Raw genomic sequence first — 14,761 nt, 5'->3', positions numbered from 1 at the left:
GCATTCAACAAGGTTCGAACAATAGATGGCTCAGGCTCAAGCGCACGTCCCTCATCCGCCGCTCGAGGGCGCGCAACTGGTGATCGGCACCATCGCGGTGTCGCTCGCCGTTTTCATGAATGTGCTGGACACGTCGATCGCGAACGTCTCGATCCCGTCCATTTCCGGCGACCTCGGCGTGTCGGCCGATCAGGGCACGTGGGTGATCACGTCGTTCGCGGTCGCGAACGCGATCTCCGTGCCGCTGACGGGCTGGCTCACGGACCGCATCGGCCAGGTGCGGCTCTTCATGGCGTCGATCGTGCTGTTCGTGATCTCGTCGTGGATGTGCGGCCTCTCGCCGAATCTGCCGTTCCTGCTCGCGTCGCGCGTGCTGCAGGGCGCCGTCGCCGGTCCGATGATTCCGCTGTCGCAAACGCTGCTGCTCGCAAGCTATCCGCGCGCGAAAGCGCCGATGGCGCTCTCGATGTGGGCGATGACGACGCTGATCGCGCCCGTCGCCGGTCCGATTCTCGGCGGCTGGATCTCGGACAACATCTCGTGGCCGTGGATTTTCTACGTGAACATCCCCGTCGGCATCATCGCCGCGGCCGCGACGTGGGCGATCTTCCGCAACCGCGATTCCGTCATCAAGAAAGCGCCGATCGACATCGTCGGGCTCGTGCTGCTGATCACGTGGGTCGGTTCGCTGCAGGTCATGCTCGACAAGGGCAAGGACCTCGACTGGTTCTCGTCGACGACGATCGTCGTGCTCGCGCTCACCGCGGTGATCGCGCTGGCGTTCTTCATCGTGTGGGAGCTGACGGACAAGCATCCCGTCGTCGACCTGTCGCTCTTCAAGCTGCGCAATTTCACAGGCGGCACGGTGGCGCTCGCGATCGGCTACGGCCTGTACTTCGGCAATCTCGTGCTGCTGCCGCTCTGGCTGCAAACCGACATCGGCTACACGGCGACGGACGCCGGCCTCGTGATGGCGCCCGTCGGCGTGTTTGCAATCCTCTTGTCGCCGCTGACGGGCAAGATCCTGCCGCGCACCGATCCGCGCTATATCTCGACGGCCTCGTTTCTCGTGTTCGCGCTGTGCTTCTGGATGCGCTCGCGCTACACGACGGGCGTCGACACCTACTCGCTGATGCTGCCGACGCTGATTCAGGGCATTGGCATGGCGGGCTTCTTCATCCCGCTCGTCTCGATCACGCTGTCGGGCCTGCCCGGCCAACGGATTCCGGCGGCCTCCGGTCTGTCGAATTTCGTGCGGATCATGTGCGGCGGCATCGGCACGTCGATCTTCGAAACCGCGTGGGACCATCGCTCGATCCTGCATCACGCGCAACTGACCGAGCGCGCGAACGCGTACAACCCGGTGTTCGACCAGTCGATCACGCAGATGGGCGGCGTCGGGTTGAACCAGGCGCAAGCGTACGGGCTCTTCAACTCGATGACGACGCAGCAGGCCGCGCAACTCGGCGTGAACGATCTGTTCTATGTGTCGGCGGGAATTTTCGTCGCGCTGATCGCGCTGATCTGGGTCACGCGCCCCGAGCGCGCGGCCGGCGGCGACGCAAGCGCAGCGGCTTCCGCGGCGCATTGATTTCTGCAGTTGGCCGACTGACGCCCTGATTCGTCGGGGCAACAATCAGTCGGCAAGAAAAAAGGCGGTACCGCACGATTGCGGTCCGCCTTTTTTGCTTCTTGTGCAGATTTGTCTGTTAGCGGGTCTTGCTGCCGTCACGCCGTTATTAGGCCGTCACGATCAGGCGCTCGGGCGCGAGCACGCCCTCGCCCACTCTCGCCACGCCAAGCAATTTGCCTTCGCTCGCATAAACGCGCGTGCGGGTGGCTTGCAGCACATCGTCGCCGACGGAAAGGTCCGCGAGCCGCAAGCGCTGGCCATGCATGAAACGACGCGTCGCTTCCGCATCGAGCTGCACCGACGGAAACGTCGAAAGCAACGCGTCGACAGGCTGCAGCCACGCGTCGCGCTCGCTTTCTGTCGCGTCTGACAGCGCGTCGAGCGTGACCGAATGCTCGAGCGTCAGCACGCCGACGCCCGTACGCCGCAGCATCACCAGATGCGCGCCACAGCCGAGCGCTTCGCCGAGGTCCTCGGCCAGCGTGCGCACATAGGTGCCCTTGCTGCACGTCACGCGAAACGTCACATCGGGCAACGCGCACGCGACGAGTTCCAGCGCATGAATCGTCACCTGACGCCCTTCGCGCTCGACGGTCTGCCCTGCGCGCGCATACTCGTACAGCGGCTTGCCGTCGCGCTTGAGCGCGGAATACATCGGCGGCACCTGCACGATGTCGCCGCGAAATTGCGCGAGCGCCCGCTCGACGGCGGGCTGGTCGCACGCTACGTCGCGCGTTTCGATCGCTTCGCCTTCCGCATCGCCCGTCGTCGTGCGTATGCCCAGGCGCATCGTCGCTTCGTACGTTTTGTCCGCGTCGAGCAGGTCTTGCGAAAACTTCGTCGCTTCGCCGAAGCAAAGCGGCAAAAGTCCCGACGCGAGCGGGTCAAGCGTGCCTGTGTGTCCTGCCTTCTTCGCGAGATACAAACGCTTCGCGCGAATCAGCGCGTCGTTGCTCGACAGACCGACTGGCTTGTCGAGCAGCAACACGCCATCGAGCGCGCGGCGCGGCACCTTGGGACGTGGATTCTGAGTCATATGCGCGCTTGCCTCGACTTCGATCAGTCGTCTTTCGCGCGCGTGGCGTTCGCCTCGTCGATCAGACGCGACATCTCAACCGCGCGCTCGATCGTCTTGTCGTAATGGAAATGCAGCGTCGGCACCGTGTGGATATGCAGCCGCTTGAACAACAGGTTGTGCAGATGACCCGCCGCGTGATTGAGCGCGTCCTGCGTCTGGTGCGGATCGCCCGTCAGCGTCGTGAAGTAGACCTTCGCGTGCGCATAGTCAGGCGTCAGCTCGACGCTCTGAAAAGTGACGATACCGATGCGCGGGTCTTTGACCTCGCGAATCAGTTCGGACAGGTCGCGCTGAATCTGATCGGCGAGCTGCACGTTGCGGTTGGGAGAAGTACGTTTCTTAGGCATGGTGAATCCGTGATCCGGTGGCAGTGTGTTCGCGCATTCGGCGGCAACGAGCCACGGACTCCAACGCAAACACGACAACAAAACAGTCGATACAAAAACAAAGGGGCGGGATTGGGCTCAAGCGCCCGCCCCGCCCCTCATGCGCTCGACGCCTGAATTACAGCGTACGCGCGACTTCTGTGACTTCGAAGACTTCGAACTGGTCGCCTTCCTGGATGTCGTTGAAGTTCTTGACCGACATACCGCATTCGAAGCCCTGGCGCACTTCCTTGACGTCGTCCTTGAAGCGCTTGAGCGAATCGAGCTCGCCCGTGTGGATCACGACGTTGTTGCGCAGCACGCGCACCGACGACGTACGCTTGACCACACCGTCCGTGACCATACAGCCCGCCACCGAGCCGACCTTCGGCACCTTGAAGACCTGGCGGACTTCGACCATGCCGGTGACGACTTCGCGCTTCTCCGGTGCCAGCATGCCCGACATCGCCGCCTTCACCTCATCCACTGCGTCGTAGATGATGTTGTAGTAGCGGATGTCGATGCCGTTGGTCTCCGCCAGCTTGCGAGCCTGCGCGTCTGCGCGGGTGTTGAAGCCGATGATGACCGCCTTCGACGCCGTCGCCAGGTTGACGTCCGATTCGCTGATGCCGCCGACCGCGCCGTGCACGATCTGCACGCGCACTTCGTCCGTCGACAGCTTGAGCAGCGCCTGCACCAGTGCTTCCTGCGAACCCTGCACGTCGGCCTTGACGATGAGGGGCAGATGCTGCACTTCGCCTTCGCCCATCTGCTCGAGCATGTTTTCGAGCTTCGCGGCCTGCTGCTTCGCGAGCTTCACGTCGCGGAACTTGCCCTGACGGAACAGCGCGATTTCGCGAGCCTTGCGGTCGTCCGGCATGACGATGACTTCTTCGCCCGCCGCCGGCACTTCCGACAGACCCTGGATTTCCACCGGGATCGACGGACCCGCCGTCTTGGTCGGCTTGCTGGTTTCGTCGAGCATCGCGCGCACGCGGCCGTAGGCGCTGCCTGCCAGCACGACATCGCCGCGATTGAGCGTACCCGACTGGACGAGGATCGTTGCAACAGGCCCCTTACCCTTGTCGAGCTTCGCTTCGATCACGAGACCCTTCGCCGGTGCTTCGACAGGCGCCTTCAGTTCCAGCACTTCGGCTTGCAGCAGCACGTTTTCGAGCAGATCGTCGATGCCCGCGCCCGTCTTCGCCGACACCGGCACGAACGGCGAATCGCCGCCGTATTCTTCCGGCACCACGCCTTCCGCGACGAGTTCCTGCTTCACGCGTTCCGGATTCGCTTCCGGCTTGTCGATCTTGTTGATCGCGACGACGAGGGGCACGCCGCCCGCCTTCGCGTGCGAGATCGCTTCCTTCGTCTGCGGCATCACGCCGTCATCGGCTGCGACGACGAGAATCACGATGTCGGTTGCCTTCGCACCGCGCGCACGCATGGCCGTGAACGCTTCGTGACCCGGCGTATCGAGGAACGTAATGACGCCGCGCGGCGTTTCGACGTGATACGCGCCGATGTGCTGCGTAATGCCGCCCGCTTCGCCCGCCGCGACCTTCGCGCGACGGATGTAGTCGAGCAGCGAGGTCTTGCCGTGGTCGACGTGACCCATGACCGTGACGACGGGAGGACGCGGCAGTTGCGGCGCGTCCGAGGCATCGCCTTCGATCAGCATCGCTTCCGGATCGTCCAGCTTCGCCGCGACGGCATGGTGGCCCAGTTCCTCGACGACGATCATCGCCGTTTCCTGGTCCAGCATCTGGTTGATCGTGACCATCTGGCCGAGCTTCATCATCACCTTGATGACTTCCGAAGCCTTCACCGACATCTTGTGAGCGAGGTCGGCAACCGTGATGGTTTCCGGCACGTGCACTTCACGCACGATCGGCTCGGTCGGCGCCTGGAAGGTCGTGGCTTCCTGATGCTTGCCACGGCCCTTCGGACCACCGCGCCAGCCGCGATCGACGCCGCCACTGGTGTCACCGCGCGTCTTGATGCCGCGACGCTTTGCTGCATCGTCCTGCCAGGTGCCGCCCTTGCCGCCCGCCTTCTTCTTGTCGCCAGCGGGACCCGCCGGCTGCGCAGTCGCAGCCGGTTGCGCCGCTGCTGCGGGCGCCGGCTTCTTCGCGGCCGGACGCGCCGACGTTTCGCCAGCGGGACGCGCCGGCTTGTGCAGCGTGCCCTTCGCTTCGGCGGTCTTGGCCGGCTCGGCGGGCTTCGGTGCCGGTTCCGGCGCCTTCACCTGCGCCTTGCGCGGTGTGCTCATCATTTCGCGGATCGCGCGCGCTTCGGCTTCAGCCGCCGCACGGCGCTTCGCGATTTCTTCCTGTTCGAGGCGCGCCTTCTCGGCCTGCTCGCGTGCAGCGTCTTCGGCCTTCTTCGCCGCTTCCCGCTGCGCAGCGCGTTCCGCCGCCGCGCGCTCTTCGTCCTGCGATGCGCGCTCCTGCTCGGCCTGCTCGCGAGCCGCCGCTTCGGCCATGGCCGCCGCGCGCTTCTTCGCCGCTTCGTCTTCGGCACGGCGACGCTCCGCCTCGGCCGCCTGTTCGCGTTCCTGACGCTCGGCTTCTTCGAGCGCGAGACGCTCCTGGCGCTCCTTCAGCTCCAGAGCCTGCTTTTCGAGCAGCTCCGCCGCGTGACGCGCTTCTTCCTCGCGACGCTGCAGTTCGAGATCTTCCGCTTCCTGACCGTTGCCCGCTACTTCCGCCTGTTCGGCCGCTTCATCGCGGCGGACGAACGTGCGCTTCTTGCGCACTTCGACCTGAATGGTGCGAGCTTTACCCGTGGCGTCGGACTGTTTGATTTCCGACGTATGCCGGCGCGTCAGCGTGATCTTGCGCTTGTCAGCATCGTTCGAGCCGTGCGACCTGCGCAAGTGGTCGAGCAGACGCGCCTTGTCCGTCTCGGACAAGGCATCGTCTTCACTCGCTTTCTGGACGCCCGCCGCCTGCAGCTGCTCGAGCAGCACGCCTGCAGGCATTTTCAGTTCCGCGGCAAATTGGGCTACGTTGTTACTCGCCATTCATTCCTCTTAGTGCAAGGACCGATTCCTTGCGGTTAGCATCGGGTCATGCGGCCTTGCGGCCGCGATCAGATCAGTGGTTCATGGTCGTGGATCTCATTGAAACCAGTGTTCACGGGCCTTCATGATCAACGCCTTCGCGGCGTCCTCATTCATCCCCGTCATCTCGACCAGCTCGTCGACAGCCAGTTCTGCCAGTTCGTCGCGCGTCTGGATCTGATGTTCAGCCAGCTTCGCGAGCAGATCGGCATCCATGCCTTCCAGGCTCTTAAGGTCGAGCGCAACACCTTCGACCTTCTCCTCGTTCGCAATCGCCATCGTCAGCAGTGCGTCACGAGCACGATTACGCAGTTCGTGAACCGTATCTTCGTCGAATGCTTCGATTTCGAGCATCTCGTTGAGCGGCACATACGCAATCTCTTCGAGACTCGTGAAACCTTCGTCGATCAGAATGTCGGCGACTTCCTCGTCGACATCGAGACGAGCCATGAACAGGTCGCGCAGTACGCCCCGTTCCTGGTTCTGCTTTTGCGCAGACTCGTCCGGCGTCATGATGTTGATCTGCCAGCCGGTGAGCTCGCTGGCAAGACGCACGTTCTGGCCGCTGCGGCCGATAGCGACGGCCAGTTCGTTCTCGTCGACGACGACGTCCATCGAATGCTTTTCTTCATCGACGACGATCGACTGGACGGCTGCCGGCGCGAGCGCGCCGATCACAAACTGGGCGGGATCTTCCGACCATAGCACGATGTCGACGTTTTCGCCACCGAGCTCGTTACGCACGGCCTGCACGCGCGAGCCGCGAATGCCGACGCAGGTGCCGATGGGATCGATGCGCTTGTCGTAAGCGACGACGCCGATCTTTGCGCGCACGCCGGGATCGCGTGCCGCCGCCTTGATTTCCAGCAGGCCCTGCTCGATTTCCGGCACTTCCATTTCGAAGAGCTTCATCAGGAACTCGGGCGCCGTGCGCGACAGTTCGATCTGCGGGCCGCGCGCGGTGCGGTCGACCTTCGCGATATAGGCGCGCACGCGGTCGCCGATACGCAGGTTTTCCTTCGGAATCAGCTGGTCGCGGCGCAGCAGCGCTTCGACGCGGCCCGATTCGACGATGAAGTTGCCTTTGTCGAGACGCTTGACGGTGCCCGTCATGATGTTTTCGCCGCGCTCGAGGAAGTCGTTCAGGATCTGCTCGCGCTCCGCGTCGCGCACCTTCTGCAGGATCACCTGCTTGGCGGCCTGCGCGCCGATCCGGCCGAACTCGATCGACGGCACGGGTTCTTCCAGGAAGTCGTCGATCTCCGCGTCGGGCTTCTGCTCGCGCGCTTCGAACAACAGGATTTCCTGATCCGGCTCCTGCAGGCCCGCTTCGTCAGGCACGACTTTCCAGCGACGGTACGTCTCGTGCTCGCCGCTTTCACGGTCGATATGGACGCGGATGTCCGCGTCTTCGTCGAAGAGTTTCTTGGATGCAGACGCGAGCGCTGCCTCGAGCGCGGCAAAAACCACGTCCTTGTCGACATTTTTTTCGCGTGCCAGCGCATCCACCAGCATCAACACTTCGCGACTCATTGTTTGCGGCTCCTAAAGTCAACTTTCGGAACGAGGCGTGCCTTGTCGATATCCGCGAGCGTGAAATCCAGCATCGCGGCGCCTTCCTTCCCTTCAAATTCCAGACCGATCGTTTCGCCTTCGGGTGCATGCAAGGTGCCCCGGTACGATTTCCGTCCGTCCAATGGTTTTTTCAATGTGATGACCGCCTCGCTGCCCGCGAAGCGTTCGAAGTCCGCCAGTTTCTTCAGCGGGCGGTCGAGACCCGGCGACGATACTTCAAGCCGCTCGTAATCGATATTTTCGACCGTCAGAACGTGCTGGAGCTGACGGGTAACTTTTTCGCAGTCTTCGATCGCGATGCCAGCGGGCTGGTCGATATACACGCACAGCATGCCGCGCCCGGTGCGCTCGAGATCGACGAGCTCGTAGCCGAGGCCCACGACCGTGGTTTCAATCAGTTCCGTCAGTTGCACAGTGCTGCCCTCTAAGATGTTCGCGCTGCAAGCCTTTGCGATACACCCGCGGGCTGCGCGCCAAGCCGGCGCACGTTCGTGCTACCCGAGATGCCGATCCACGTAAAAACTGAGCGGCAAAAAAAAATGGGCGAAACGCCCATCATCTTATTGCCGGTGGTCGCACCTGAGCCGCACATGAAACCGCACGCCCAGTGACTTTGCGATTGTAGCCATTTTTCAGGACAAACGCAAACCGCCGGCGGGCTCGCCAAGCGCACTTGCGGCTGATTTCGCCGCAATCAAGCGTTAAAGCTGGGCTTTTTCGGCAGTTCGCGCGGGTTTGCGCCCGCGCTCGAAACAGCTTGAACGCATCTGCAAATGGCGGAAACGAATCCCGACACAAAACACCCGCAGTGTAATCACAACCTCATGGCAGACGGCTCGAGCCCGAGACCGCCCGCAGCACCGGGACGATCAGCGTCCGCGCGAACGGTTGCGCGGCGCGCCGCCGCTGCGGTTGCCGCCGGCGTTCGGGTTGCCGCCGGCGCGATTACCGCTGTTCGCACGATTACCGTTCGGCGTGCGATTGCCGCCGCCGCCGCGCTTCGCATTGCCGCCCGCTGCTGCACGGTTGCCCGACGGCGCGCGATTGCCATCGACATCGCGGCCACGACCTTCGCGATTGCCGTTCGTGTTGCCGAATCCGCCCAAGCCGGAATTCACCCCGCCGAACGCGCTCGGTGCCTTGCCGCGGCGACCCTGCCCGCCTCGCGGCTGCTGATCGAAGCGACCATGTGACATCAGCACTGGCTCGCGGTTGATGAAGCCCATCGACGTCTGCATCGGATCCGGCTGACGGCGTTCCGGCTCGTTGCGGCGGCCGCCGCTCTTCTCTTCGGTCGGCGCCTTCAGGCCCACCGATGCCATCAGGCTGCGCACCTGATTGTCCTCGAGCTCTTCCCAGCGGCCGCGCTTGAGACCGCGCGGCAGCAGGATCGGGCCATGACGCGTGCGGATCAGCCGGCTGACCATCAGGCCGACGGCCTCGAACATGCGACGCACTTCGCGGTTACGCCCTTCGGCGAGCGCGACGTGATACCAGTGATTCGTGCCTTCACCGCCGCCATCGCGGATGCGCAGGAAGTTCGCCGGACCGTCGTCCAGCTCGACGCCGTGCAACAGCTTTTGCCGGTTGCCTTCCGTCAGCTCGCCGACGACGCGCACCGCGTATTCGCGCTCGACGCTGTAGCGCGGATGCATGAAGCGGTTAGCCAGGTCGCCCGACGTGGTGAGCATCAACAGGCCTTCCGTATTGAAGTCCAGACGGCCAACGGCGAGCCACTTTGCCGTCTTCATCGGCGGCAGCTTGTCGAACACGGAAGGACGGCCTTCCGGGTCGGCGTGGCTGACGATTTCGCCCGTCGGCTTGTGATACAGCAGCACGCGCGGCGGCTTGTTCTGCAGCTTGCGCTTGACGGGCTTGCCGTTGATGCGCACGAGATCGGTCGGCATGATCCGCTGGCCGATGTGAGCCGGCTCGCCGTTCACCGACACGCGGCCAGCGACGATCAGCTCTTCCATCTCGCGGCGCGAGCCCATGCCCGCTTCGGCGAGCACCTTATGCAGTTTGGGGGCGTCGTCGTCCGGCGCCAGCACGCGCTTGGGCGCCGCGGCGCGGCCACGGCGCAGCATCGGCGCGCGCACGCCGCCCGTCGTGGAGTTGTCGGCATCGAATGCCGGCGACGTCACGTACGCGAACAGGTCATCCTGCTTGTCACCGTCGGCGGCCGCTGCGGGCGCCGCAACGCTACCGCCGCCGCGATTCTTGCGCTGGCCGCCTTGCTGTCCGCCCTGCTTGCCGCCCGCGCGGCGGCCGCCCTGGCCGCCTTGCCCCTTCGCGCCCGCGTCCTTGCGCGGCGTGCGCACCTGCGCGACGACTTCGCTGTCGGGCGGCGCTTCCGTCGCGATGGGCACCGGCTGCGTGTCGGCGGCTTCCGCCGTCTTCGCCTTCGTGCCGGCGCGGCGACGCGCGATCAGGCTGCGCGGACCACGGCGCAGGCCGCGGCGCGGACGCTCTTCGCCTTCGGCGTCGTGCGCCTGCGCGGGCCTCTCGCTATCAGTCGCCGATGTTTGCGCCGTACGCGTCTCGTCGGGGCGCGCGGCCGCAACGGCGCGCTCGGATTCGGGCGAATCGGTGTCGTGGATGTCTGTCAAAACAACCTCAAAATGTCTGGTCGCGCGCCCGTTGCGGGCGCGTCAAAAGGTACGGTTACGTCAGGCGCTGCGCGACTCGGCTTCGTCGTCGGTCAGCTCGCCTGCGTCCTGGGCGGTATCGCGGCGATCGTGCCGATCGTCATGCACCGCGTGAGTCTGGTCTGTTCCGGCCGGATTGGCGCGCTGCGCGTGCCCGGTCTCGTTATGCGATTCGCGCGTGTCTTCGTGTCCGTCTTCCGACTGCGCGGCAGATCCGGCTTGGTGAGCCGGCTCCGTTTCATGCGCCGCCTGTGCGGTGCTGTGCTGTTCGGTGGGCGCCAACACGTCTGATTGCCCGATGCTGCTTTTAGCGTCGTCGGGCACGGCGTCTTGCGTGCCTTGCGTGTCTTGCGTTACGCCGTGCATTGCATGCGCTTCTTCCGCAGGCTCCGATTGCTCGCCAGCTGGCTCCGCCTGAGCCTCGGCTTCGGCGGCGCCAGCGGGTTCCTCTGCTTCCGATGCAGCATGAGCCGTGCCATCGACCTCGCTCACATCCGTTGCAGCGCTCTCTGCACACGCTTCGCCGTCCGCGAATTCGATCGCATGCTGCGTGAGCAGATCCATGTTTGACTGCGCCGACGGATCGTCGAGCGGCGGCAGTTCTTCGAGCGACTTCAGGCCGAGGTCGTCGAGGAACGAACGCGTCGTCGCATACAGTGCGGGGCGCCCCGGTACGTCACGATGGCCGATCACTTCGATCCAGCCGCGGTCTTCGAGCTGCTTGACGACCTGCGTGTTCACGGTCACGCCGCGAATCTCTTCGATATCGCCGCGCGTGACAGGCTGCCGGTACGCGATGATCGCCAGCGTCTCGAGCACCGCGCGCGAGTACTTCGGCGGCTTCTCGGGATTCAGGCGGTCGAGATACGTGCGCATCGCCGGCTTGCTCTGAAAACGCCAGCCGGAAGCCAGTCCGACGAGTTCGACACCGCGTCCGGACCAGTCCTGCTTCAGGTCTTCAAGCAACGTGCGAACCGTGTCTGCCGACACGCCGTCGGCAAAGAGCTTACGCAAATCAGCGATCTTCAACGGCTCCTGCGCGCAGATCAAGGCAGTCTCGAGGACGATCTTCGCCTCTTGGGTATTCATGCAGCTAGGTCAGACCCTGTGGTCAAAGAACCGGATCAAACAGACGATGTGGAACTGAAGACGCGCTCGCCCGATTTTGATCGGTCATATTGATGGGAGCACGCACCGGGGGGAGGCGAAACAGGCATCGAGCCATACCCAGCCGGACGACGGAGCAGCGAAATTCCGCGAGGGAACCGCGTGACTGGCTGCCATATTACGCAAAAACAATCGGTGCGTAAAGACGAAATCCAAACTGCACCTTAATCGGGGTACGCCGCCGTGCATAACGGTGCGAGGCGCCGCGCCGCGTTCTCAACTTTACCGATGCGCTCAATGGCGCGCGAGATACTCCTTGAGCCGTTCGACGCCCGCGTCGAGACGCGCCGTGTCGCACGCATAGCACCAGCGCACGAAGCCCTCTCCCTCCGGGCCGAACGCGCTGCCAGGCGCAAGGCCAAGCCCCGCCTCGCGCACGAGCGCCTTGCACAGATCGAGGCTGCGCGAAGCACCCGGCAACGAGAAGAACACGTACATCGCGCCCGGCGGCGCTTTCACATCGACGCCCGGCAGCGCCGACAGCGCGCCCACCAGATGATCGCGCGATGCCCGCAGCTCGCCGACCAGCTCACGCGTGAACTGCGCGCCCTGCTCGATGGCGGCAATGCCCGCCTGCTGCACGAACGCCGGCGCACACGAAGTGTTGTACTCGACGAGCTTGCCGAGGTCGTCCATCAGCGACGTCGGCGCGACAATCCAGCCGAGCCGCCAGCCCGTCATCAGCCAGGCTTTCGAAAACGAGTTCACGCAGATCACGCGTTCGTCCCGTCCCGCGAGATCGAGGAACGAAGGCGCGCATTGCCCCGGCTCGCCCGCGTAATAAAGACGTTCGTAGACTTCGTCGGCGACGACCCAGATGCCCAGGTGTCGGCAATGATCGAGTACGGCGCGCTGCTCGTCGCGGCTCATCACCCAGCCCGTCGGATTGTTCGGCGAGTTCAGCATCAGCAGCTTCGTGTCCGGCGTGAGCGCCGCGAGCAGCCGCTCCAGGTCGAGTTGCCAGCCGCCTGCACCATAGACGAGCGACACGGTTTCGACGTGCGCGCCGAGAATTTTCGGAATTTCGACGAGATTCGGCCACAGCGGCGTCACGGCCACCACGCGGTCGCCTGCGCCGACCACCAGCTGCGCGGCCAGCATCAGCGCGTTGACGCCCGCGCTCGTGACGGCTACATGCTCGACCGATGTCGGCCCATGCAGCGCGCTCACGTAGCGGGCGAGCGTCTCGCGCAACGGCGCAATGCCGAGGTTGTGCGTGTAAAACGTCGCGCCGGACGCAAGCGCCGCGCTCGCGGCATCGCGGATGAACGGCGGCGTCACGCGGTCCGACTCGCCGAACCAGAACGGCAGCACATCAGGCACACCGAAGCCGGCGTTCGCGACTTCGCGGATCTGCGACGCACGCAGCGAGCGCACGGCATCGCGTGCACTGGGGAACGGGGGCAAATCGGTTTCGCTCATCGAAGATCCCGGCGGGTCGGTGAAAAATGCGAGTGTAGCGTGTCGCAAAATACGGGGCCGCGAACCCGCAGCGCGCCACGCCCCCTCAGCGCAAGTCTTCCGTGCGTCCTGGCACCTGGTGGATCAGGTTCCACACGGCATCGGCAGCCGGAGACAGCGAGCGGTCGCGCCGCCGCACCAGCTCGACGGTCCGCTCGGCGCGCGGCACGAGCGCCCGCGTGACCAGCGACGACCCCGCCGGCAACGGCATCGCGAGCCACGGCAGCACGCTCACGCCGATGCCCTCCTGCACCAGTCCGTACACCGTCGACGGATGGCCGAGCTCCTGCACGACGTTCGCGCTGACGCCGTACTCCTCCAGCGCGGCGTCGATGATCGGCCGGCTGCCCGACGCATGATCGAGCAACACGAGACGCTCGCCTTCCAGCTCGCGCCACGCCACTTCGCTGCGCCCCGCAAGCGGATGATCGTCGCGCGAGACGAGGCAGAACGAGTCGGTCATCAGCGCCTCGGCGATCAGATCGTCCGCGGACACGGGACCGATGATCACGCCGAAATCCACCTCGCCCGACTTGACCTTGCGCACCACGTCGCTCTGCACGTCGTCGCGCAGGCCGAGCGTGATGAACGGATACTGCTTGCCGCAAGCCGCGACGATCTGCGGCATCAGCCGGCAAGCGATCGTCGGGCTGGCGGCCACCATCACGCGGCCGCGCCGCTGCTCGCCGATTTCGCGGATTTCGCGCAGCGCATCGTCGAGATCACCGAGCAGCCGCGACACGCTCGCGACCAGATTGCCGCCGACGTCGGTGAGCTGGACCTCGCGGGTGGTCCGGTCGATCAGCTTCAGGCCGATTTCTGCTTCCAGCTCGCGCACGCACCGGCTCACGGCCGACTGCGTCAGCCCGATTTCGCTCCCCGCCCGGCTGAAGCTCTGCAGGCGCGCCACTTCGATGAACACGCGCAGTTGACGCAGCGTCACATTCATCTGCTCCCCTCATAAATAATGTTGTTTGATGCCAATTTTATGACCTGCGATGGGTTTACGCATCGCTTCTTTCGCGTCGCTGCAATGCAGCAAGAAGGCGCAAACGCACGCGGGGCGGGCCTGATTGCACAAGATTGGTGATTGTCCCGATTTGCTGAATGGTTTTTTTGGATTCTCATACGGGCCAGGCTAACGCCCGTAACGGCTTGATGCGGCGAGGCTTCGAGGCGGTTGGGTGAAAGATGGCACGCTTCGTGCGTTTCCTCCTGCACAAGAGTCGGCGCCGATTCGGACTGGCGAGAAAAGCGGTTCGCAACGGTACAGGCCGGCTCTCCGCCGGCGCCCGATATGGATTCGGGTGCATGAAGAGTGCGCAGCGCGGGGCAGCGCACCGGAGTTAGCTTCGCTGAGGTGAAACATGATGGTGTTCGACGATTTGAGAGACAACGAGTGGGCGCTGGTCGAGGCGTTGTTCTGTGCGGAGCCGGCACGGAGCGAACGCCGTGGTCGACCACGCGTCGAAGCTCGCGCGGTAGTCAACGCCGTGTTGTGGGTTTTGTCGACGGGGGAAGGCTGGTCCAAGTTGCCGGGCCGCTATCCGTCGCCGCCGACGTGCCGTCGCCGTTTCGACGAATGGCAAGCCGACGGCACGCTCGCCGAAATAGTCAAGCGGCTGGGCACGAGTGGCCGTGAGATTTCGTTGCGCGGACGCATTGGCGCAACGGCGGCCAAACCACCGGCACCGCCGAGCCGCGACCGTCTGCGCGGCGCGTTCTGGACCAATCCGGAATCCTGGCGCGCACCCGTCAAGATGGCCT

The 14,761-nt window shown here is 64.5% G+C and carries 10 protein-coding genes and 1 pseudogene; 2 read left to right on the top strand and 9 right to left on the bottom strand.

Features of this window, described 5'->3' with window-relative positions:
- Window positions 1–25 precede the first annotated feature (25 nt).
- Window positions 26–1,591, top strand: coding sequence for a DHA2 family efflux MFS transporter permease subunit (locus GCT13_RS23640; protein ID WP_152762172.1), 1,566 nt, complete (start codon window positions 26–28; stop codon window positions 1,589–1,591).
- A 148-nt stretch (window positions 1,592–1,739) separates the two neighbouring features.
- On the opposite strand, the gene truB is transcribed toward GCT13_RS23640, so the two are convergent.
- The 9 genes from truB to GCT13_RS23595 form a co-directional block, all read right to left on the bottom strand.
- The gene (truB, locus tag GCT13_RS23635; RefSeq protein WP_152762170.1) at window positions 1,740–2,669 is read right to left on the bottom strand and encodes a tRNA pseudouridine(55) synthase TruB; all 930 of its coding nucleotides are present in this window, start codon (window positions 2,667–2,669) and stop codon (window positions 1,740–1,742) included.
- Window positions 2,670–2,692: 23 nt separating this feature from the next.
- Window positions 2,693–3,058, bottom strand: a complete 366-nt coding sequence (rbfA, locus tag GCT13_RS23630) for a 30S ribosome-binding factor RbfA (RefSeq protein ID WP_152762168.1) — start codon at window positions 3,056–3,058, stop codon at window positions 2,693–2,695.
- A 157-nt stretch (window positions 3,059–3,215) separates the two neighbouring features.
- A complete protein-coding gene (gene infB / locus GCT13_RS23625) occupies window positions 3,216–6,104 on the bottom strand; it encodes a translation initiation factor IF-2 (RefSeq protein WP_152762166.1) in 2,889 nt (962 codons plus the stop codon).
- Window positions 6,105–6,200: 96 nt separating this feature from the next.
- Complete coding sequence (gene nusA / locus GCT13_RS23620) at window positions 6,201–7,676, bottom strand: transcription termination factor NusA (RefSeq protein ID WP_152762164.1); 1,476 nt, start codon at window positions 7,674–7,676, stop codon at window positions 6,201–6,203.
- Entirely contained in the window at window positions 7,673–8,131 is a 459-nt protein-coding gene (gene rimP, locus GCT13_RS23615) for a ribosome maturation factor RimP (RefSeq protein ID WP_321574572.1), read from the bottom strand. The genes nusA and rimP overlap by 4 nt, the downstream gene beginning before the upstream one ends.
- A gap of 456 nt (window positions 8,132–8,587) precedes the next feature.
- Window positions 8,588–10,327, bottom strand: a complete 1,740-nt coding sequence (gene rluB / locus GCT13_RS23610; protein WP_152762162.1) for a 23S rRNA pseudouridine(2605) synthase RluB — start codon at window positions 10,325–10,327, stop codon at window positions 8,588–8,590.
- Window positions 10,328–10,387: 60 nt separating this feature from the next.
- Window positions 10,388–11,455 carry an SMC-Scp complex subunit ScpB gene (scpB, locus tag GCT13_RS23605; RefSeq protein WP_152762160.1) on the bottom strand — a complete coding sequence of 356 codons (1,068 nt, stop codon included), beginning with the start codon at window positions 11,453–11,455 and terminating at the stop codon, window positions 10,388–10,390.
- A 312-nt stretch (window positions 11,456–11,767) separates the two neighbouring features.
- Complete coding sequence (locus GCT13_RS23600; protein WP_152762158.1) at window positions 11,768–12,955, bottom strand: pyridoxal phosphate-dependent aminotransferase; 1,188 nt, start codon at window positions 12,953–12,955, stop codon at window positions 11,768–11,770.
- Window positions 12,956–13,040: 85 nt separating this feature from the next.
- Complete coding sequence (locus GCT13_RS23595; RefSeq protein ID WP_152762156.1) at window positions 13,041–13,943, bottom strand: LysR family transcriptional regulator; 903 nt, start codon at window positions 13,941–13,943, stop codon at window positions 13,041–13,043.
- A gap of 421 nt (window positions 13,944–14,364) precedes the next feature.
- Here GCT13_RS23595 and GCT13_RS23590 point away from each other — a divergent pair.
- A pseudogene (locus GCT13_RS23590) lies at window positions 14,365–14,760 on the top strand (transposase); the annotation flags it as partial.
- Between the last annotated feature and the right edge of the window lies 1 nt (window position 14,761).

Origin of the sequence: Paraburkholderia franconis (genome assembly GCF_009362735.1) — a bacterium.
Classification (GTDB): Bacteria; Pseudomonadota; Gammaproteobacteria; order Burkholderiales; family Burkholderiaceae; genus Paraburkholderia; species Paraburkholderia franconis.
Note: the sequence above shows the minus strand (reverse complement) of the source record. Positions and strands in the feature narration are given on the sequence as shown.